The 19,864-nt window shown below is 72.9% G+C and carries 17 protein-coding genes; 7 read left to right on the plus strand and 10 right to left on the minus strand.

Features of this window, described 5'->3' with window-relative positions; genetic code table 11:
- Nucleotides 1-117: 117 nt before the first annotated feature.
- The 8 genes from ACFVYX_RS01800 to speB form a co-directional block, all read right to left on the minus strand.
- Nucleotides 118-1,566 carry an aminopeptidase gene (locus ACFVYX_RS01800; RefSeq protein ID WP_389679289.1) on the minus strand — a complete coding sequence of 483 codons (1,449 nt, stop codon included), beginning with the start codon at nt 1,564-1,566 and terminating at the stop codon, nt 118-120.
- Between the two features lie 99 nt (nt 1,567-1,665).
- Nucleotides 1,666-2,082: a hypothetical protein gene (locus ACFVYX_RS01805; RefSeq protein WP_389679290.1), complete on the minus strand. Its 417-nt coding sequence runs from the start codon at nt 2,080-2,082 to the stop codon at nt 1,666-1,668.
- A 105-nt stretch (nt 2,083-2,187) separates the two neighbouring features.
- Nucleotides 2,188-2,550, minus strand: coding sequence for a hypothetical protein (locus ACFVYX_RS01810; protein ID WP_389679291.1), 363 nt, complete (start codon nt 2,548-2,550; stop codon nt 2,188-2,190).
- A gap of 72 nt (nt 2,551-2,622) precedes the next feature.
- Nucleotides 2,623-6,411, minus strand: coding sequence for an ABC transporter ATP-binding protein (locus tag ACFVYX_RS01815; protein WP_389679292.1), 3,789 nt, complete (start codon nt 6,409-6,411; stop codon nt 2,623-2,625).
- A 100-nt stretch (nt 6,412-6,511) separates the two neighbouring features.
- Nucleotides 6,512-6,934, minus strand: a complete 423-nt coding sequence (locus ACFVYX_RS01820; protein WP_389679293.1) for a PIN domain nuclease — start codon at nt 6,932-6,934, stop codon at nt 6,512-6,514.
- Complete coding sequence (locus ACFVYX_RS01825; RefSeq protein WP_389679294.1) at nt 6,931-7,140, minus strand: type II toxin-antitoxin system VapB family antitoxin; 210 nt, start codon at nt 7,138-7,140, stop codon at nt 6,931-6,933. The genes ACFVYX_RS01820 and ACFVYX_RS01825 overlap by 4 nt, the downstream gene beginning before the upstream one ends.
- Before the next feature lie 72 nt (nt 7,141-7,212).
- Nucleotides 7,213-8,895 (minus strand): thiamine pyrophosphate-binding protein, encoded by a 1,683-nt coding sequence (locus ACFVYX_RS01830; protein WP_389679295.1) that lies wholly within the window; start codon nt 8,893-8,895, stop codon nt 7,213-7,215.
- 165 nt (nt 8,896-9,060) lie between these two features.
- On the minus strand, nt 9,061-10,041 hold the full coding sequence (gene speB / locus ACFVYX_RS01835; RefSeq protein ID WP_389679296.1) for an agmatinase: 981 nt from the start codon (nt 10,039-10,041) through the stop codon (nt 9,061-9,063).
- Between the two features lie 117 nt (nt 10,042-10,158).
- On the opposite strand from speB, the gene ACFVYX_RS01840 reads away from it, so the two are divergent.
- Entirely contained in the window at nt 10,159-11,592 is a 1,434-nt protein-coding gene (locus ACFVYX_RS01840) for a PucR family transcriptional regulator (RefSeq protein WP_389679297.1), read from the plus strand.
- Between the two features lie 8 nt (nt 11,593-11,600).
- On the opposite strand, the gene ACFVYX_RS01845 is transcribed toward ACFVYX_RS01840, so the two are convergent.
- Nucleotides 11,601-12,206, minus strand: coding sequence for a hypothetical protein (locus ACFVYX_RS01845; protein WP_389679298.1), 606 nt, complete (start codon nt 12,204-12,206; stop codon nt 11,601-11,603).
- Nucleotides 12,207-12,369: 163 nt separating this feature from the next.
- Here ACFVYX_RS01845 and ACFVYX_RS01850 point away from each other — a divergent pair, with 163 nt between their 5' ends.
- The 6 genes from ACFVYX_RS01850 to ACFVYX_RS01875 all read left to right on the plus strand — a co-directional run bounded on the left by ACFVYX_RS01850 (nt 12,370) and on the right by ACFVYX_RS01875 (nt 18,961).
- Nucleotides 12,370-12,696 carry a helix-turn-helix domain-containing protein gene (locus tag ACFVYX_RS01850; RefSeq protein WP_389679299.1) on the plus strand — a complete coding sequence of 109 codons (327 nt, stop codon included), beginning with the start codon at nt 12,370-12,372 and terminating at the stop codon, nt 12,694-12,696.
- 91 nt (nt 12,697-12,787) lie between these two features.
- Complete coding sequence (locus ACFVYX_RS01855) at nt 12,788-13,510, plus strand: hypothetical protein (RefSeq protein WP_389679300.1); 723 nt, start codon at nt 12,788-12,790, stop codon at nt 13,508-13,510.
- 124 nt (nt 13,511-13,634) lie between these two features.
- On the plus strand, nt 13,635-14,792 hold the full coding sequence (locus ACFVYX_RS01860) for an acyl-CoA dehydrogenase family protein (protein WP_389679301.1): 1,158 nt from the start codon (nt 13,635-13,637) through the stop codon (nt 14,790-14,792).
- 6 nt (nt 14,793-14,798) lie between these two features.
- On the plus strand, nt 14,799-15,668 hold the full coding sequence (locus ACFVYX_RS01865) for an acyl-CoA thioesterase (RefSeq protein WP_389679302.1): 870 nt from the start codon (nt 14,799-14,801) through the stop codon (nt 15,666-15,668).
- A 22-nt stretch (nt 15,669-15,690) separates the two neighbouring features.
- Entirely contained in the window at nt 15,691-16,650 is a 960-nt protein-coding gene (locus tag ACFVYX_RS01870; RefSeq protein WP_389679303.1) for a cation diffusion facilitator family transporter, read from the plus strand.
- 103 nt (nt 16,651-16,753) lie between these two features.
- Nucleotides 16,754-18,961 carry an FG-GAP repeat domain-containing protein gene (locus ACFVYX_RS01875; RefSeq protein WP_389679304.1) on the plus strand — a complete coding sequence of 736 codons (2,208 nt, stop codon included), beginning with the start codon at nt 16,754-16,756 and terminating at the stop codon, nt 18,959-18,961.
- 108 nt (nt 18,962-19,069) lie between these two features.
- Here the strand turns inward: ACFVYX_RS01875 and ACFVYX_RS01880 are convergent, their stop codons facing one another.
- Nucleotides 19,070-19,843 carry a phosphatase gene (locus ACFVYX_RS01880; protein WP_389679305.1) on the minus strand — a complete coding sequence of 258 codons (774 nt, stop codon included), beginning with the start codon at nt 19,841-19,843 and terminating at the stop codon, nt 19,070-19,072.
- Between the last annotated feature and the right edge of the window lie 21 nt (nt 19,844-19,864).

Raw genomic sequence — 19,864 nt, forward strand, 5'->3', positions numbered from 1 at the left:
GCCCATCTAAATACTAAAACCGCAAAACCATATAAGGATTTGTGCCGGTGGATATGTTAGTTCTATAAGTGACCGGGGGGCCCGGGCCGGGCACACCCCCCTCACCGTGCGGAGGAGTTACGGCCGCAGGCCGTGCTCCCGCGTCACGTCCTCGTCGACCGGCTTGTCGAGGCGGGCGTCGAACCGCGCCAGCGGCTGCGCCGCCTGGACGGCCGGGGCGGAGAGACCGGCCCAGGCCAGGATGCGGGCGGTGGCGTTCTCCCGCTCGGCGGGGACGAGCCCGGCCACGTTCGCGCCGTGGTTCGCGCCCGGCGCGGTGTAGACGTAGCTGTCGCGCGCGCCCTTGCCGAGGCGGAACGGCTCGGCGCTCCACGGGTCGTTGCCGCCGTTGACGAACAGCATCCGGTGCGCGTTCTTGCGGACCCAGTCGTCGATGTCCCGCATGACCCACGGCTGGAACTTCATGGGGATCGAGCTCGGCACGAAGTTGCGGGCCGGCTGGTAGCCGTACCGGCTCAGGCCGTCCAGGTGCGGCTGCTTGATGCTGGGCGAGCCGAGCTGGGTCGCCGCCTGGTAGTAGTACGGCGTGTAGTACTCCAGGCCCTGGTCGGCGTAGGCGCCCCAGCCGGAGTAGGCGTCGATCGTCTCGTAGACGGTGTCGTCGCTCGCGGTCTTCGCGTCCGGGATCTGGTCGCAGACGTCCTCGCCGTAGTACTGCCAGAAGCCCCACACGAAGTCGAGGACGACGGCCTCGTAGGCCTTGTCGAGCGTGCCGACCGTGTTGAAGGTGGCGCCCTCGGCCTCGGCCCACTCCTTGTACTTCTTCTGCAGCGGCTCGCGGCGGACGAGAGCCTCGCGCTGCATGTTGTTCAGGCGGTCGCGGCACTCCTTGGTGCCGACGTTCGCGAAGAACCGGTCGTAGGCCGAGTCCTCCTTGTTCACCACGTCGTTCGGGGCGACGTAGGCGACGACGCCGTCCATGTCACGCGGGTAGAAGCGCTCGTAGTAGGTGGCGGTCATGCCGCCCTTCGAGCCGCCGGTGGAGAGCCAGTTCTCGCTGTAGATCTTTTTCAGGGCGGTGAAGATCCGGTGCTGGTCGCTGGCCGCCTGCCAGATGTCGAGCTTGGACCAGTCGGCCGGCTGCGGGCGGGACGGCGTGAAGAAGCGGTACTCCATGGAGATCTGGTTGCCGTCGACGATCCGGGTCGGCTCGGTCCGGCTCGGGGTGGTGCTCAGGCCGTAGCCGCTGGTGCGGAAGACGGTGGGACGGTCCGTGCCCTTGTGGAGGACGGAGATCCGCTGCTGGAAGGTGCCCGCCCACGGGCGTCGGTGGTCGATCGGCTGTTCGTAGTTCAGCACGAGGAAGCGGTAGCCGGCGTACGGCTTCTCCTCGATCAGGCTCATCCCGGGGATTGCCAGGATGCGGTCCTTGATGTCCGTGCTCTGCGAGTCGGCGACGGCGGTGGTGCTGTCGACCTCCGTGTCCGCGGCGGTGGCCACGCCCGTGGAGCCGACGGTGCCTATGAGCACCGAGAGCGACACCAGCCATCTGAGCGACTTGCGCATTCGTCCTCCCCTTGGTTCACAACGGTGTCGCGAACCTAGCGGGGGCAACGTGTGGACCGCCAGACCCTGTTGGTCCTTACCCTTGGACTTTCCTTCGGATCAGCACAGGATCCAGCCCGTGGACGTCCCCCGCCCGGACACCGAAGCGGCCGCGCGGACACAGCGGTTGAGGGCGTGGACGGTGACGGGCCCTGCCTGCCGGCCGAACCGTCCGGCCTTGACGGCGGGGCGGCCGCCGCGCGGCTGGAGCGAGACGCTCATGGGCCGGGCGGCTCCCGGGCGCTTGGCGACGGTGACCGCGCAGGCGTAGTGGCGGGTCTTGTAGAGGCGCAGCTCGCCGGTGGCGAAGCGGTAGGTCTTGGTCGGGCGGCCCTGGCAGACGGAGGCGGCGTCGGCGGTCCCGGCGCCGGGTCCCGGCGCGGGGATCAGCAGGAGGGCGAGGGCCACGAGGAGCGGGGCGAGGACACGGGCGAGCGGTCGTCGGCCACGTCGTCCGTTCTGCGTGTCCGTGGGCATGCGTCCCCTTCCGGGCGGGTCGCCGCACGAACGTACGGCCGTACGGCGGTTCAGGCGTACGGGCGTACGACGCGCGAGCCCCCGGAATGGTTGCCTCCGGCAGGATTACGCGAACGTCGTGAGGACGAACAGCAGGAAGAAGGCCTCGGCGCCGAGCTGCGTCCACAGCGCCGCCCGGCGGACGCCGGCGCGGGAGGCGCCCCGCACGGTCAGCACGGTCACGAAGGCCGCGGCGGCGATCACCAGACTCACGGCGTACAGGAAGCCGGGGGCGCCCCCGCAGCCGCCTCCGTGGGTGATGCAGCGGCCGGCGTCCTCCGGGATGAGGGCGAGGACGCCGGCGAGCAGGGTCGCGGGCAGCAGCAGCCCGGCCCAGACCAGCGCCCACTTCCGCAGGCGCGCGCCCTCCACGTCCGGCGGGGTGATCGGGACGGGCGAGGCGGCGCGGGCGCGGAGGTCGGGGCTCATGCGCTCATCCAAGCCCGCGGGGCGGTGGCCCCGGAATCCGCCCGGATACTCATCCCGGGCGGCCCCCCGTACTCACACCCGCTCCGGCTCCTCCTCGTCCACGGCCTCCCCGACGAAGGTGCTCCACAGCGCCGCGTACCGGCCGCCGAGGGCGAGCAGTTCCTCGTGGGTGCCGTCCTCCACGACCCGGCCGTGGTCCATCACCACCACCCGGTCCGCACGCGCGGCCGTGGTCAGCCGGTGGGCGACGACCAGGGTCGTACGGCGGCCCGCGAGACGGTCGGTGGCCTGGTTGACCTGGGCCTCCGTGGCCAGGTCGAGGGCCGCCGTGGCCTCGTCGAGGAGCAGCACGTCCGGGTCGACGAGCTCGGCGCGGGCGAGGGCGATCAGCTGGCGCTGCCCGGCGGAGAGGTTCCGGCCGCGCTCGGCGACCTCGTGGAGGTAGCCGCCGTCCAGGGTGGCGATCATGTCGTGGGCGCCGACCGCGCGGGCCGCCGCCTCTACCTCGGCGTCGGTCGCCTCGGGGCGGCCGTACGCGATGGCGTCGCGGACCGTCCCCGCGAAGAGGTACGCCTCCTGCGGGACGACGCCGAGCCGGTGGCGGTACGCGGTGAGGTCGAGCTCCCGCAGGTCGGTGCCGTCGGCGGTGACCCGGCCGCCCGTCGGGTCGTAGAACCGGGCGACCAGCTTGACCAGGGTCGACTTGCCCGCGCCGGTCTCACCGACGAACGCGACGGTCTGCCCGGCCGGGATGCGCAGGTCGATGCCGGTGAGGGCGGTCTCCTCCTTCGCGGTGCCGTCCTCTCCCCCGTAGGCGAAGGAGACGTCCTCGAAGGCGATCTCGCCGCGCAGCGCGCGCACGTCCAGGGGCGTGTCGGCGGCGGCCGTCGACGTCGGCTCCTGGAGGAGCTCCTGCATCCGCCTCAGCGAGACGGTGGCCTGCTGGTAGCCGTCGAAGACCTGGGAGAGCTGCTGCACGGGGGCGAAGAACAGGTCGATGTAGAGGAGGTAGGCGACGAGCGCGCCGGTGGTGAGCGTGCCCGCCTCGATCCGGTTCGCGCCGACGATCATGACGGCGGCGGCGGCGACCGAGGACAGCAGCGTCACGAACGGGAAGTAGACCGAGATCAGCCACTGGCCCCGGACGCGCGCCTCGCGGTAGGAGTCGCTGCGCTCGGCGAACCGGGCCGCGCCCGACCGCTCGCGGCGGAAGGCCTGCACGATCCGCAGGCCGGAGACCGACTCCTGGAGGTCGCCGTTGACGACGCTGATCCGCTCGCGGGCCAGCTCGTACGCCTTCACGCTGGAGCGGCGGAAGAAGTACGTGGCGACGGCGAGGACCGGCAGGGTCGCGAAGACCACCAGGGCGAGCTGGAGGTCGAGGAAGACCAGAGCGACCATGATCCCGAAGAAGGTCACGACGGAGACGAAGGCGGTGACGAGACCCGTCTGGAGGAAGGTGGACAGGGCGTCCACGTCCGTCGTCATCCGGGTCATGATCCGGCCGGTGAGCTCGCGCTCGTAGTAGTCGAGGCCGAGCCGCTGGAGCTGGGCGAAGATCTTCAGGCGCAGCGCGTAGAGCACCCGCTCGCCGGTGCGGCCGGTCATCCGGATCTCTGCGGTCTGCGCCACCCACTGCACGAGCACCGTGACCAGGGCGAACGCGGAGGCCGCCCAGACCGCGCCGAGCGCGAGCCGGTTCACGCCCTCGTCGATGCCGTGCCGGATCAGGACGGGAAGCAGCAGGCCCGCGCCGGCGTCCAGGGCGACCAGGCCGAGGCTGATGAGCAGCGGGATGCCGAAGCCGCGGAGCAGCCTGCGCAGGCCGTACGTGTCCTCGGGCGACACCGCGCGGACCTCGTCGACGTCGGGGGTGTCGGTGGCGGGCGGCAGGGCCTCGACGGCGGCGAGCAGTTCGGGGGTGGCCCCGGGTGCGGCGCTCTCCTCGCCGGCGGCCTCGTCCCGTACCCACAGGGCCGGGGTGATGCCCCGCTCGGCGTCGAACTCCGCGTCCAGCTCGGCCCGCAGCGTGCGGTCCTCGGGGAGCTCGGGCGGCGTCACGTGGCCGGGCGAGACGGCGCCCAGCTCCTCGGGATCGGTGAGCAGCCGGCGGTAGAGCGGGGAACGCTCCTCCAGTTCCGCGTGGGTGCCGATGTCGGCGAGCCGGCCGTCCTCCAGGACGGCGATGCGGTCGGCGAGGTTGAGGGTGGAGCGGCGGTGCGCGATGAGCAGGGTCGTACGGCCCGCCATCACCGACTTCAGGGCCTCGTGGATCTCGTGCTCGACCCTGGCGTCGACGGCGGAGGTGGCGTCGTCGAGGAGGAGGAGCCGGGGGTCGGTGAGGATCGCGCGGGCGAGCGCGACGCGCTGGCGCTGGCCGCCGGAGAGGGTGAGGCCGTGCTCGCCGACCTTGGTGTCGTAGCCCTCGGGCAGTTCGGCGATGAACCGGTCGGCCTGGGCGGCGCGGGCGGCGGTCTCGATCTGCTCCTGGGTGGCCTCCGGGAGGCCGTAGGCGATGTTGGCGCGGACGGTGTCGGAGAAGAGGAAGGAGTCCTCGGGGACGAGGCCGACGGCGGCGCGCAGTGAGTCGAGGGTGAGCTCGCGGACGTCGTGGCCGCCGACGAGGACGGCGCCGTGGGAGACGTCGTAGAAGCGGGGCAGGAGGAGGGAGACGGTGGACTTGCCGGAGCCGGAGGCGCCGACGACGGCGACGGTCTCGCCGGACCTGATCTCCAGGGAGAAGCCGTCGAGCACCGGACGCCCGTCTTCGTACGCGAAGCTCACGTCGTCGAACTCGACGGTGGCGGATGCGTCGGCGGGGAGTTCCTTCGTGCCGTCCTGGATGACCGGTTCGGTGTCGATGAGGTCGAGGACCCGGTCGACGCCCGCGCGGGCCTGCTGGCCGACGGTGAGGACCATGGCGAGCATGCGGACCGGGCCGACGAGGGAGGCCAGATAGGCGGAGAAGGCGACGAAGGTGCCGAGGGTGATCTGGCCGCGGTAGGCGAGCCAGCCGCCGAGGGCGAGGACGGCGACCTGGCCGAGGGCGGGCACGGCCTGGAGGGCGGGGGTGTAGCGCGAGTTCAGCCGGACCGTCCGCAGCCGGCCGGCGAACAGCTTCCGCCCCGCCTCCCGGATCTTGCCGGTCTCCTGGTCCTCCTGGCCGAAGCCCTTGACGACCCGGACGCCGGTCACGGCCCCGTCGACGACCCCCGCGACGACGCCGGCCTGCTGCTGCGCGTACCAGGTGGCGGGGTGGAGACGGGTGCGGCTGCGCTTGGCGATGTACCAGAGGGCGGGGGCGACGGCGAGGGCGACGAGGGTCAGCGGGATCGACAGCCAGGCCATGACGGCCAGCGAGATGAGGAAGAGCAGGATGTTCCCGATGGTCATCGGGAGCATGAAGAGAAGGCCCTGGATCAGCTGGAGGTCGCTGGTGGTCCGCCCGACGACCTGCCCGGTGGACAGCTCGTCCTGCCGCCGCCCGTCGAGCCGGGTGATGGTGGCGTACATGTCGGTCCGCAGGTCGTGCTGGACGTCGAGGGCGAGCCGGCCGCCGTAGTAGCGGCGGACGTAGGTGAGGACGTAGACGAGGACGGCGGCGCCGATGAGGAGGCCGGTCCAGACGCCGAGGTCGCGGGTCTTCGTCCCGATGACGTCGTCGATGATGACCTTGGTGACGAGCGGCACGAGGGCGAGTACGGCCATGCCGAGCAGCGAGGACCCGAGGGCGAGGATCACGTTCGCCCGGTACCGCCAGGCGTACCCGGTGAGCCGCCGGGCCCAGCCCTGCTGCCGGTCCGCCGCCGGTCGCCCGCCGGCCGCCGGTTGTCCGTCCGCCGCCTGTTTTTGCTGCCCCACCGCCGCCACGAATGGCCTCCCGTTCGTCCTGCTCTACCGGAAGGCCCAACGCGGCCGACGTGCGATTTCATCCCGCCGCAACAAAAGTCCGGGCTTGGTCCTAGACGGTCCCGGGCGGGGCGACCCACTCGGTGGGCTGGCCGGTGACACGGGCGATGGTCTCGAAGTCCCGGTCGTAGTGGAGGAGCGTGAGACCCGAGAGCTCGGCGGTGGCGGCGACGAGCAGGTCGACGGGACCGGCGCTGCGGTGCTCGCCCCGGTTGGTCAGCATGTGCTGGACGCGGCGGGCCCGGGAGTAGACGCCATCGGGGACGGCGGTCCAGTTGAAGAGCTGCCCGAGGAGCTCCTCCTTGGCGAGCCGGTCGTTGGCGGACTGGGCCGAGTAGAGGAGCTCCAGCTCTGTGAGGTCGCACAGGGCGATGACGCCCTCGACCGCGAACTTCCGCCACTGATCCTGCACGCTCTTCTTGGCGATGATCCGCACGGCGGCGGAGGTGTCGACAAGGTAGGTGAGGGGGGTCATCGCCGGTAGTTCGCCTTGTCCATGAGGATGTCGAAGTCGCCCCGCTCACCCATCTCCGTGAGCTTCTCCAGCGCCCGCAGCCGCTCGTGCCGCCGCGCCACCTCCCGCAGGGCCGCGTTGACCGTGTCCTTCTTGGTCTTCGTGCCCAGTATTTCCGCCGCCTCGGCGAGGGCCAGATCGTCGACTTCCACGTACAGGTTCGACATGACAAATCCTCCCTATGTCAGAGACACATGGAGGATATGCCCGGGCGGAACGGCGCCGCAAACGCCGTTCGCTCACAGGTGGGTCGGTTCGAACATCCGCAGCAGGGCCGGGAGGACCACCACCGACGGGCCGGGGGTCGCGAGGGCCTTCGTGAGGTCCGCCGTCAGGGATTCCGGGCTCGTCAGGGTCCCGGGGACGCCGAAGGACTCCGCCAGGGCGACGAAGTCGGGGCGGGTCAGCTCGGTGCCCGTGGTCTCGCCGAAGGCGTCCGTCATGTACTCGCGCAGGATGCCGTAGCCGCCGTCGTCGACGATCAGCCAGGTCACGTCGAGGCCGTACTGCTTCGCCGTCGCCAGCTCCGCGATCGAGTACATCGCGCCGCCGTCGCCGGAGACCGCCAGGACCGGCTGGGACGGGTCGGCGACGGCCGCGCCGAGAGCGGCGGGGAAGGCGTAGCCCAGGCCGCCCGCGCCCTGGGCGGAGTGCATGGTGTTCGGGTGCTTGGCGTCGAAGGCCGACCAGGCCCAGTACGCGAGGATGGTCATGTCCCAGAAGCTCGGGGAGCGGTCCGGCAGCGCCTCCCGTACGGCCGCCACGGTCCGCTGCTCCAGGTCCAGGTCCTGCGCGGCGATCCGGTCCCGGACCTTGGCGAGGACGACAGAGACCCGCCCGGGGGCCGTCGGGTCCCGCCGCTCGGGGGCTGTCTCCAGGAGCGCCTGGAGGGCGAGGCGGGCGTCCGCGTGGATGCCGAGCGCCGGGTGGTTGGACTCCAGCTTGCCCGCGTCGGCCTCGATCTGGATGACCCGGCCGCGCGGGGCGAACGTGTGGTAGTTCGAGGACAGCTCGCCGAGGCCCGAGCCGACGACGAGGAGCACGTCGGCGTCCTCCAGGAAGTCGGTGGTGTGCCGGTCCTCCAGCCAGGACTGGAGCGAGAGCGGGTGCTCCCAGGGGAAGGCGCCCTTGCCGCCGAAGGTGGTGACCACGGGGATGTCCAGGCGCTCGGCGAGCGCGCGGAGCTTGCCGGAGGCGTCGGAGCGGACGACACCGCCGCCCGCGATGATCGCGGGCCGCTCGGCGTTCGCCAGGAGGTGGGCGGCGACCGCCGTCAGCTCGGGTCGCGGGGCGGCCTCCTCGGGCGTCGCGTCCATCGCCGTGACCACCGGCAGGATCGTCTCCGCGAGGAGCACGTCCTGCGGGATCTCGACCCAGACCGGCCCGTGCGGGGCGGTGAGCGCCGACTCCCAGGCCGCCGCGAGGGCGGAGGGGATCTGGGACTGCGTACGGACCGTGTGGACGGACTTCACGATGTCGCGGAAGGACGCCTGCTGGTCGCGGAGCTCGTGGAGGTAGCCGTGCCGCCCGCCGCCGAGACCGGCCGCCGGGATCTGGCTGCCGATGGCGAGGACGGGCGCCGAGGCGGCGGCGGCCTCCTGGAGCGCGGCGAGCGACATGAGCGCGCCGGGCCCGGTGGAGAGCAGCAGCGGGGCGGCCTCGCCGGTGATCCGGCCGTACGCGTCGGCGGCGAAGCCCGCGTTGTTCTCGACGCGGAGGCCGACGTACCGGAGGGGGGAGCGGCGCAGCGCGTCGAACATGCCGAGGGCGTGCTGGCCGGGGAGGCCGAAGACGGTGGTGGCGCCGAGGCCGGTGAGGGTCTCGACGACGAGGTCGCCGCCGTTGCGCCCCGCGGGCGGATTCAGGGCGGCCTCCGTCTGCGCGCCGGTCGGGCGCAGGACCAGGTCGTGGTCGTGGGTCATGGGGGCGTCCCTTCAGGGGATGGCGTTCAGGCCGTGGGCAGGCGTTCCGCAGGGCGATGGGGGTGCCCCCTGCGCGAGCGGAGCCGAGAGCTCGGGGGAGGGTGGGCACGACCCGACCACCGGGCCGCGCCCACCACGTACCTCGGCCCGCTGCCGCCCCCGAGGTTACTTCGCGCCGTCGGCGCGGCCGGCCGCGATCTGGCGGGACATGATCGTCGTCAGTTCGTACGCCGTGTGCGACGCGGCGACGGCCGTGATCTCGGCGTGGTCGTACGCGGGGGCGACCTCGACGACGTCGGCGGAGACCAGGTTGCAGGAGGAGAGGCCGCGGAGGATCTCCAGGAGCTCGCGGGAGGTCATGCCGCCCGCCTCGGGGGTGCCGGTGCCGGGCGCGTGGGCCGGGTCGAGGCAGTCGATGTCGATGGAGATGTACAGCGGGCGGTTGCCGATGCGCTGGCGGAGCTGGTCGGCGACCTCGTCGGCGCCGCGGCGGTAGACGTCGGCCGAGGTGACGATGCCGAAGCCCATCTTCTCGTCGTCGGTGAGGTCCTGCTTGCCGTAGAGCGGGCCGCGGATGCCGACGTGGGAGAGCGCCTCGGTGTCGAGGATGCCCTCCTCGACGGCCCGGCGGAACGGGGTGCCGTGGGTGTACTCGGCGCCGAAGTAGGTGTCCCAGGTGTCGAGGTGCGCGTCGAAGTGGAGCAGGGCGACGGGGCCGTGCTTCTTGGCGACCGAGCGGAGCAGCGGCAGCGCGATGGTGTGGTCGCCGCCGAGGGTCATCAGGCGGGCGCCGGTGCCGATCAGCTCGTCGGCGGCGGCCTCGACGGTCTCGACGGCCTCGTTGATGTTGAACGGGTTGGCGGCGATGTCACCGGCGTCCGCGACCTGGGCGAGGGCGAACGGGGAGGCGTCCTGCGCCGGGTTGTACGGGCGGAGCAGGCGGGAGGCCTCGCGGATGGCGTTGCCGCCGAAGCGGGCGCCGGGCCGGTAGGAGACACCGCTGTCGAAGGGGACGCCGACCACGGCGACGTCGGCGGTGCCGACCTCGTCGAGTCGCGGCAGCCGGGCGAACGTCGCGGGACCGGCGTACCGCGGGACGCGGGACGAGTCGATCGGGCCGCGGAAGGCGTTCTGGTCGCTGCTCATGGTCGGGTCCTCCTGGAGGTTCGTCGGGTCCGGCTCGACCGTAAGTCGCCTGACAGCGCCATTGAAGTGTACGTTTCTTCCATTGTTCGAGCATGTGATGTGCGAAGGATCCATTCGATGACCGTCGCGGCGGAGACCACCTCCTCTCCCCCCGTCCCACCGGTCCCGCTGGCCGCGCTGCTCGCCCGCAGGGCGCTGGGCCTGCGGCTGCTCGCGGGCCGCGACGACGTGGCGCTGCACTGGGTGCACACCTCGGAGATGGCCGACCCGTATCCCTATCTGCTCGGCGGCGAGCTCCTCATGACGGCGGGCGTGCAGCTGACGGACCCGGTCCGGTACGTGGAGCGGCTGGTGGAGGCCGGTGCCGCGGCGCTCGGCTTCGGCGTCACCCCCGTGTACGACACGGTGCCGACGGCCCTCGTCGAGGCGTGCGCCCGGCACGGCCTCGCGCTGATCGAGGTGCCGCCCGAGACCCCCTTCACCGCGGTGGCGCGGGCGCTGTGGCGGCTGATGGCCGAAGCGCGGCTGCACGAGCTGCGCCGGGTGTCGGAGGCGCAGCAGTCCCTGGCGACGGCCGCGGCCCGGCCGGCCCCCGTCCCGGCGGTCCTCGGCGCGCTGGCCTCGCGGCTCGCGGGGCGGGCGGTGCTCTTCGGGGCGGACGGTACGGAGTCGCTCGCGGCGGGCCGGGAGGTACCGGCGGAGGCGGCGCGTGCGCTGCGGGAACTCGCGGCGGTGCTCGGCCCGCGCCCGGGCGGACCGGCCTCGGCGAGCGGGGAGGGCGGCGGGTTCCGGCTCGCCGCGTACGCCCTCGGCGGCGGTGACGGTCTGACCCTCGGGGTGGCGACGGAGCGGCGCGGCCCCGGCGACCACACGATCGCGGGGGTCGCCGTCGTCCTGCTCTCGCTCCTGACAGCCCCGCACCGGGGCGCGGACGTGACGGTGCGGGACGGGGCCCTGGTGCGGCTGCTGCTCGGCGCGCCCCCGGCGGAGGTCGCGGGCGCGCTGGGCCCCGGCCCCTGGACAGTCGTCCACGCTTCGGGCGGCGACGGGACCCCGTTCGCGGCGGCCTCGCTGGCGGCGGCGCTGGGGACGCCGCTGGTGGAGGCGGGGGCGGGCGCCGGAGCCGTACGGCTCCTGCTGCCCGCCTCGGCCGCCGCCGTCACCCCCCAGCAGGGCTGGACGCTCGGGGTGAGCGCGGCGGCGGAGCCGGACGGCCTGGCCGCCGCCGACGCCCAGGCGGCACGGGCCCTGCGCCGGGCGCAGGCGACCCGCGCCTCGCTCGTACGGCACCGCCCCGGCGGCTTCGCGGCCCTGGTGGACCCCGCCGAGGCCGCGGCCCACGCCCGGACCCTCCTCGCCCCGCTGCCGGACCCCCTCCGGGAGACCCTGCGCACCTGGCTCTCCCTGCACGGCAGCTGGGACCGCACGGCCGTCGCCCTGGACATCCACCGCAACACCGTCCGCCAGCGCATCACCCGCTGCGCCGCGCTCCTGGACCGGGACCTGGACGACCCGGACGTACGGATGGAGCTGTGGTTCGCGCTCGGGTGATCCCCCGATCAGTAGAGCTTGTTGACGGCGGTCTTCGTCGTCGTGCGGAAGGCCGTCAGCGGGGCGTCCTTGAAGTCGCCCATCTGGCCCCAGCGGACGAGGGTGACGGTGCGGCCGTCGCGGCCGACGGAGAAGAGGTGGATGTCGGTGATGCCGATCTGCGGGTCGGCGGTGTCCAGGCTGTAGACCCAGGCGCCCTCCTCGACGGCGAGCTTGCCGTGGGAGGCGCTGACGGCCCGCAGGCCCGGGTTCTGCCGCTCAAGGAGGGGGCCGCAGCCGGCGAGGGCCTTGCGGAGGGTGTCGACCAGCTTCACGGCGTCGGCCTCGGTGCGGGCGACGGTGGTGATCTGCACGCCGTTGGTGTCGAGCTCGGTGGTGAACTCGCGGTAGCGGGTGTTCTGCGCCGGGATCTTGTACGGGGCGCAGAGGGCGCCGCCGTTCTCCGGGATGCCGGTGAAGACCTGGGTGGCGGTCCACGGCGTCGACGACGGCGGCATCTGGGAGGCGGCGAGGAACGCGGGCTGGGCAGCGGCCTGCGCCGGGGCCGTGGCGAGGGCCGCGAGGCCCAGGGCGGCCGCGGCGGCGGTGGCGAGTGCGGTACGGAGCTTGTTCATGGTGATGGATCCCCCGTCGGGTCGTTCGGTCAGTGCTCGACCAGCGTCGGGCCGGCGCCCGCCGCCCGCAACGGTGACGCGCCCACCATCCGTCCCGGAACCATTCCACCCCCGCTGACGTGCAAGGACGTAAAGGGTGGGACGCAGGGGCGAGGGGGATGGAATGCCGAAGGACGCCGTCGTCGAGGAGTTCGCGCGGCTTGTGCGGGCGCTGAAGACGCGGGACGGGAGGAGTTACGAGGCGCTGGGCCGGCGCCTGAGCGTCAGCGCGTCCACCCTCCACCGCTACTGCTCCGGCGCGACCGTCCCGGAGGAGTTCGCCGTGGTCGACCGCCTCGCCCTGCTGTGCGGGGCGGACGAGGGGGAGCGGCGGGCCCTGGAGGTGGCCTGGACCCGCGCGGACGGCGCCCGCCGCCCTCCGGCACCGGAATCCCGCGCGAAGCCGGCGTCCGGGGCAGGCGCGAAGCGGGCGTCCGAGCCCGGCCCCTGAGGCGGCGCCCGGGCCCGAGCTGGAACCCGTGCACGCGCGCGTGCCGGGCCTCCCGTCCGAGCGGCGGAGGCGCCGATGGGGGTGGCTGGGCGTGGTCGGCGGGGCGCTGGCGGTCGTGGGGACGGTGACGCTCGGAGCCGTACTCCTGCCCGGGAAGTCCCGGGAGCCGGCCGCCGAACCACCGGCGCCGCTGACGTGGACGGTCGCCTCGCACATCTGGAAGAACGGGTGCGGGCACACCTACCTCGTGGAGCGGACGCCCCCTCCCCCGCCGGAGGCGGCCGACGCGCGGAGCTGGGCGGCGGCGCAGGGGGCCGTGGACGGCGGGGAGACGCTGGTGCGGGTGTCGGTGCAGGGGAGGGGCGCGGCGGCGGTGGTGCTCCAGGCGCTGCACGTGCGGGTGGTGGAGCGGGGCGCGCCGCTGCCGTGGGCGGCGTACCGGATGGACGACGGGTGCGGCGGGGCGGTGACGCCGCGCCGTTTCGAGGTGGACCTGGACCGGCCGCGGCCGGTGGCGCGGGCGCTGGACGGGTACGACGCCTCCGGGCAGGAGGGCCGGACGCTCCCGGCGGTCTCCTTCCCGTACGTGGTCAGCGCCGCCGAGCCGGAGGAGCTGCTGGTCTCGGCGGGGGCGGCGGGGTGCGACTGCCGCTGGTACCTGGAGCTGGAGTGGAGCAGCGAGGGCCGTTCGGGGACGGTGCGGATCACCGACGGCGGCCGCCCGTTCCGTACCGCCTCCGTCACGGGCGGGCCTCCGTTCGCGTACGACACGGTGAGCCGCCGCTGGGTCGCCGGGGAGGCGTCCGCGCCGTGAGGGACGTGACGTGGACAACCATGGGCGCCCAGATCTGGACAGCGGTGCGAACCGATGGGTAACTTGACTGAGCAAGCGCTTAGGCATAGTGGGCCAGGCGCCCAGGACTCCGAGGAGGCGGCTCGTGCGCCGTACCGTATTCAACGAGGACCACGAGGCGTTCCGGGAGACCATCCGCGCCTTCATCGAGGCCGAGGTCGTTCCCGTCTACGACGAGTGGTTCGCGGCGGGCCAGGCGCCCCGCGACTTCTACGCCAAGCTCGGCGAGCTGGGGATCTTCGGCATCAACGTGCCCGAGGAGTTCGGCGGCGCGGGCCTGGACACCCACAAGTTCGAGGCCGTCCTCTACGAGGAGACCTCGCGCGCCGGCGTGCAGTTCGGCGGCTCCGGCGTCCACGTGCTGCTCGCCCTGCCGTACCTCAAGATGCTCGCCACCGGCGACCAGAAGAAGCGCTACCTGCCGAAGTTCGTCACCGGCGAGGAGATGTGGGCCCTCGCGATGACCGAGCCGGGCACCGGCTCCGACGTCGCGGGCATGAAGACCACCGCCAAGCTCTCCGAGGACGGCACCCACTACGTCCTCAACGGCTCCAAGACCTTCATCACGGGCGGCGTCCACGCCGACCGCGTGATCGTCTGCGCCCGCACCTCCGCCCCGACGGCCGAGGACCGCCGCTTCGGCATCTCCCTCTTCGCCGTGGACACCAAGTCCGAGGGCTACTCCATCGGCCGCAAGCTGGACAAGCTGGGTCTGCGCACCTCCGACACCGCCGAGCTCGCGTTCGTCGACGTCAAGGTGCCCGTCGAGGACCTCCTCGGCGAGGAGGGCAAGGGCTTCTCCTACCTCGGCCACAACCTGGCCTCCGAGCGCTGGGGCATCGCCTTCGGCGCGTACGCGCAGGCCAAGGCCGCCGTCCGGTTCGCCAAGGAGTACGTGACCGACCGCACCGTCTTCGGCAAGCCGGTCGCGCACTTCCAGAACACCAAGTTCGAGCTGGCCGCCTGCCAGGCCGAGGTCGACGCGGCCGAGGCCGTCGCCGACCGCGCCCTGGAGGCCCTCGACGCGGGCGAGCTGTCGCCGGCCGAGGCCGCCAGCGCCAAGCTGTTCTGCACCGAGGTCGCGCACCGCGTCATCGACCGCTGCCTCCAGCTGCACGGCGGCTACGGCTACATGAACGAGTACCCGATCGCCCGCCTGTACGCCGACAACCGCGTCAACCGCATCTACGGCGGCACCAGCGAGATCATGAAGTCGATCATCGCCAAGTCCATGGGCCTGTAGGTCCAGGTGCCCGAAGCGCACAGCGCCCTGGATGGCCTGCTCGATCTGCTCGATCTGGAGCGGATCGAGCGGGACATCTTCCGGGGTGAGTCCCGCTCCGCGCTCGTCCCCCGCGTCTTCGGCGGCCAGGTGGCCGCCCAGGCGCTGGTGGCGGCGGGCAGGACCGTGCCCGAGGACCGCCTCGCGCACTCCCTGCACGCGTACTTCCTCCGCCCCGGGGATCCCGGCGCGCCGATCGTCTACACGGTCGACCGGATCCGCGACGGCCGCTCCTTCACCACCCGCCGGGTCGTCGCCGTCCAGCACGGGCAGCCGATATTCCACCTCTCCGCCTCCTTCCAGGCGTACGAGGAGGGTCTCGACCACCAGGCCGGCATGCCGGCCGCGCCCGACCCCGAGTCGCTGCCGACGGCCGCGGAGATGCTCCCCCGGCACCTGCCCGGGGAGATCGCGGACCGGCTCGTCGAGGCGCGGGCGGCGGTGGACCTGCGGTACGCCGACACCCCGCCCTGGGGCTCCGTCGGGGAGCCGCGCGAACCGCGCTCGCAGGTGTGGTTCCGTACGAACGGCAAGCTGGCCGACGACCACCTGCTGCACGTCTGCCTGGCGACGTACGTCTCCGACATGACCCTGCTGGACTCCGTCCTGCTCGCGCACGGGCGCGGCGGCTGGGCCCTCGGGGACGTGGTCGGGGCCTCCCTCGACCACGCGATGTGGTTCCACCGGCCGTTCCGGGCCGACGAATGGCTCCTGTACGACCAGGAGTCGCCCTCCGCCTCCGCCGGGCGCGGCCTCGGCCAGGCCAGGATCTGGACGCGGGACGGAAAGCTGGCCATCACCGTCATCCAGGAGGGTGTCGTTCGCGTTCCGCGCTGACGACCGGACATACCGTCCGATCATGGCGGAGAACGGTGAGAGCACCTTCACGGTGATCGTGGCGGCGGTGGCGAACCTGGGGATCGCCGCCGCCAAGGCCGTCGCGGGCGTCGTCAGCGGTTCGAGCGCGATGCTGTCGGAGGCGGCCCACTCGCTCGCCGACACGGTCACCGAGGTCATGCTGCTCACCGCGCTCAAGCGGAGCGGGAAGCCGGCCGACGAGGACCATCCGGTGGGCCACGCCGGCGAGCTGTACGTCTGGGCGATGCTGGCGGCCGTCGCCACCTTCGTCGGCGGCGCGGTCTTCTCCGTCTACGACGGCGTCCACACGCTCACGCACGGCGAGGAACTCGGCGACCCGCTGATCTCGTACGTGGTCCTGGGCATCGCCTTCGTCCTCGAAGCCTTCTCCCTGCGGACGGGGATCCGGCAGGTCAGGGCCGAGGCGGAACGGCTGGAGGCTCCGTTCGCGGAGTACCTGCGGCTGACCCCCGACACGACCGTCAAGGCGGTCGTCCTGGAGGACTCCGCCGCCCTCGCCGGACTCGTGCTGGCGGCGGGCGGCCTCCTCGGCGGCCAGCTCACCGGCTCGGGCGTCTGGGACGGCGTCGCCTCGATCCTCATCGGCGCGCTGCTCGTGTACGTGGCCTGGGTGCTCGGCCGGTCCAACGCCCGGCTCCTCATCGGCCGGCCGCTGCCACGGGAGATGCGGGAGGCGGTCCGCGAGGAGCTGCTCTCCGTCCCGCACGTCGTCGGTGTCCTCGACCTGACGACGCTGATCCAGGGACCGGGGGAGGTCCTGATCGCGGCGAAGGTCGACTTCCAGGACGTGGCGTCGGCCGCACAGGTCGAGTGGGCGTGCGAGGACGCGGAGTCCCAACTCCGGGAACGCTTCCCGTCGATCCGCCGCGTCTACCTGGACCCGACACCGGGTGTGGAGCAGCGCCGGTACCGGCGGCCCACCGAGCCGGGCCCGATCTGACGGATTCGATCTTCCTTCCGAATGTCGTACAACCTTGCACGGCTGTCGCGGGTCCTGTGGTTGTGGCGTAGGGATGCCACAACCACAGCCAGGAGGAAGCCTCTTGAAGTACCTCAGCCCGGCCGGCCGGAATCTCGCCGTCGCGGTCGCCGTCACCCTCGCCGTGACGGCCGGGACGGCCCTGGCCGCCACCCCCGCCCTCGCCGCCCCACGAGCGGTCACCGCCGCCTCGGCGGAGCAGCAGGCGGGCCCCTTCGCCCTCGGCTTCAACGAGCAGCTGGCCGGCGGCGGCTCCACCGGCTTCCTGACCTGGGCCGGTTCCAGCGACGGCGTGACCACCGGCTGGCAGTGGCGCCGGGCCGCGGACGGCGCCGTGACCACCCTGCCCAAGGGCGCCCCCGACCACGCCAACCCCACGGCGGCGACGGACAGCGACCTCGTCGCGGTGCAGACAGGGGGAAGCAGCTACCGGCTCCTGGACATGGCGGGCGGCGAGCCCGTCGACATCGACGCCGGCTCCGTGGGCGAGGGGGCGGAACTCCGGCAGGTCGCGCGTGACACCCTCGTCATGATCGGCGCCGGCAACAGCCTCCACCTCATCTCCAAGCCCGGGGACGCGGTCGTGCACCGCCAGGTGCAGGGCCTGCCCGCCGACGCGGACATCCGGGACCTCACGTACTCCCCCTCCGGTGTCCTCGCCGTCCGGTACGAGGTGTCGGGCGTGGAGCACCTCGCCGTCGTCGACCTCGCCGGGGCGAAGGTCGTCGAGGACCGGCCCGTACCCCGCCTCTACTACGCGTCCGACGTCGCCGTCTCGGCCACCCACCTGGCCTGGTCCGAGAGCAACCCCGACGGCTCCGTGACCCTGGTGACGGCCCTGCGGGGTGCGGCGGAAACGACACGGCACACCACCTTCGAGACCCACGGCGGCTCCTACGTGCAGGTCTCCCTGCTCGGGGACTGGGCCGTGTCCGGCGTGTCCGACAAGGAGCTCTCGGCCGTCTCCCTCAAGGACGGCACGACCGCCGGTCTCCTCGGCGACCTGGGAGACGTGTCGGGAGCCGGCGACGATCTGCTGGCGCAGGGCAGCACTCCGGAGCACGGCGACGGCCTGTACCGGATCGCCCTCGACCCGGACGGCCGGCCCTCCGTCACCCAGGTGGCGACCAACGGCGCGCGGACTCCGGTCTCGGTCGTGGACGAGCAGGTGCCCGCCACCGCCGGTTTCGGCACGGCCGGGTCCAAGGCGGTGCTGCGGTGGAACCTCAGCCGGGGCGACGTGAGGGTGAGCCTGCGGCTGACGCACAAGGCGACGGGGAAGACCTGGACGGCCGACAAGGAGCTTCTGGGGGCGAGCACCGAGGCCGCCTTCGCGTGGGACGGGACCTTCCCGAACGGGACCGCCGCGTACAACGGCGCCTACGCGTGGCAGGTCACCGCCACCCCGCTCAACGGCGTCGGCGGGCAGATCGAGCGGACGGGCACCCTCCAGGTCGAGAGCGGCACCGCCCCGCACGACTACTCGGACAGCGGCTCCCCCGACCTGCTCGTCCGTGACAGCTCGGGCCACCTCGCCTCGTACGACGTCCGGCAGTTCGTCGCGCAGCCGGAGAAGCCGTGGGAGCGGACCGAGCGGGGCGGCGGCTGGTTCGTGTACGACCGGCTGCTGTCCGCCGGGAACCTCGACGCGACCCCGTACGCAGACGTCGTCGCCCGCGACAAGGAGGGCGTGCTGTGGCTCTACTCGGGCACCGGCCACTCGCTTTCGCCGCGGGTCCGGATCGGCTCCGGCTGGGGCGTGTACACGACGTTCGCGGCGGGCTCCGACCTGACCGGCGACGGCCGCCCCGACCTCGTCGCCACCGACACGGCGGGCGTCCTGTGGCTGTACAAGGCCACCGGCGACGCCGCCAAGCCGTTCGAGTCGCGGGTCCGCGTCGGCGGCGGGTGGAACACGTACGACCTGCTCACCGCCCCGGGCGACCTCGGCGGCGCGAAGTCCGGCGACCTCCTGGCCCGCGACCGGAGCGGCGACCTGTGGCTGTACCTCGGCAAGGGGGACGGCACGTTCGCGCCGCGCACCAAGGTCGGCGGCGGGTGGGGCCAGTTCCGGTACATCGTCAACATCGGCGATGTGGACCGGGACGGCCGGGCGGACCTGCTCGCGGAGAGCGGATCCCCGGAGTCCTCGCTGCTCCACGTCTACAAGGGCACCGGTGACTGGAAGGCCCCGTTCGGGCGCGGAACGAACCTCGACGTCGTCTCGCCGTACAGCTCCGCGTACGGCACCCCCGGCCCCGTCGCCTTCTGATCCCCTCACCGCAAGGGGGAGGCACCCCGACACGGACGCCCCGCGCCGCCTCGGCGCGGGGCGTTCCCGTCTTCCGGTCCCGTGACCCGGGCCGGGGCGCTCGGGCCGTCAGAGCAGGCCCGCCGCGTCCAGGGTGTAGGCCGTCAGCGGCTCGTAGAAGCGCGGGTCCAGGACGTGGTCGTCCAGGGGGATCGTGACCTGCATCGTTCCCTCCGCCTCGCCGATGAACAGTGCCGGGTCGTTGCAGTCCGCGTAGCCGACCGAGTCGATCCCCCGCTGCCCCGCCCGGCCCGCCCACCCGTGGTCCGCGATCACCAGGTCCGGCCGCCCGTCCTCGCCGAGCGCGTCGAGGATCGCGTTCATCGGCTCCGGGGAGTGGGTGTGCCAGAGGCTCGCCCCGCGCTCGAAGACGGCGACGTCGGCGAACTGCACGACGTACCCCTCGTCGGCGACGAGCCCCCCGGGGATCCGGACGATGTCGCAGCCCTGGGCGCGCAGCGCGGCGGCGACCCTGCTGTGGACGTCGATCAGGGCGCCGGGGTGACCGGTCGCGAAGAGGACCCGCTCACGTCCCGCCGCGGCCTTGCGGAGCCGGGCGGCCATCCGGTCGAGGCCGTCGACGGTGAGTTCGGGGTCGATGGTGTCCTGGCCGGCGCGGTGGGCCGGGTCGTCGATGACTCCGCAGCGCTCGGCCATCACGGCGAGCACGTCCTGCTCGTCGGCCCAGCGGTCGCCGAGCTCCAGGCCGAGCCAGTAGTGCCGGTCGCCGTTGGCGAGCTTGCGGTAGTGGGAGAGGTTGTTGTCGCGCGGGGTGGCGACGTCTCCCGCGATCCGGGTACGGACGAGGTGCTCGACGAGGGCGGCGCGGCTGAGTATCGGCATGGATCACATTCTGGCCGAGCG

Source organism: Streptomyces sp. NPDC058326, assembly GCF_042879855.1.
In the GTDB taxonomy this organism is placed as follows: domain Bacteria; phylum Actinomycetota; class Actinomycetes; order Streptomycetales; family Streptomycetaceae; genus Streptomyces.

Excerpts from the sequence above, each read along its gene's own strand:
- ACFVYX_RS01800 (WP_389679289.1), bottom strand. The coding sequence starts at position 1,566 with ATGCGCAAGTCGCTCAGATGGCTGGTGTCGCTCTCGGTGCTCATAGGC.
- ACFVYX_RS01805 (WP_389679290.1), bottom strand. The coding sequence starts at position 2,082 with ATGCCCACGGACACGCAGAACGGACGACGTGGCCGACGACCGCTCGCC.
- ACFVYX_RS01810 (WP_389679291.1), bottom strand. The coding sequence starts at position 2,550 with ATGAGCCCCGACCTCCGCGCCCGCGCCGCCTCGCCCGTCCCGATCACC.
- ACFVYX_RS01820 (WP_389679293.1), bottom strand. The coding sequence starts at position 6,934 with ATGACCCCCCTCACCTACCTTGTCGACACCTCCGCCGCCGTGCGGATC.
- ACFVYX_RS01825 (WP_389679294.1), bottom strand. The coding sequence starts at position 7,140 with ATGTCGAACCTGTACGTGGAAGTCGACGATCTGGCCCTCGCCGAGGCG.
- ACFVYX_RS01830 (WP_389679295.1), bottom strand. The coding sequence starts at position 8,895 with ATGACCCACGACCACGACCTGGTCCTGCGCCCGACCGGCGCGCAGACG.
- speB (WP_389679296.1), bottom strand. The coding sequence starts at position 10,041 with ATGAGCAGCGACCAGAACGCCTTCCGCGGCCCGATCGACTCGTCCCGC.
- ACFVYX_RS01840 (WP_389679297.1), top strand. The coding sequence starts at position 10,159 with ATGACCGTCGCGGCGGAGACCACCTCCTCTCCCCCCGTCCCACCGGTC.
- ACFVYX_RS01845 (WP_389679298.1), bottom strand. The coding sequence starts at position 12,206 with ATGAACAAGCTCCGTACCGCACTCGCCACCGCCGCCGCGGCCGCCCTG.
- ACFVYX_RS01850 (WP_389679299.1), top strand. The coding sequence starts at position 12,370 with ATGCCGAAGGACGCCGTCGTCGAGGAGTTCGCGCGGCTTGTGCGGGCG.
- ACFVYX_RS01870 (WP_389679303.1), top strand. The coding sequence starts at position 15,691 with ATGGCGGAGAACGGTGAGAGCACCTTCACGGTGATCGTGGCGGCGGTG.
- ACFVYX_RS01880 (WP_389679305.1), bottom strand. The coding sequence starts at position 19,843 with ATGCCGATACTCAGCCGCGCCGCCCTCGTCGAGCACCTCGTCCGTACC.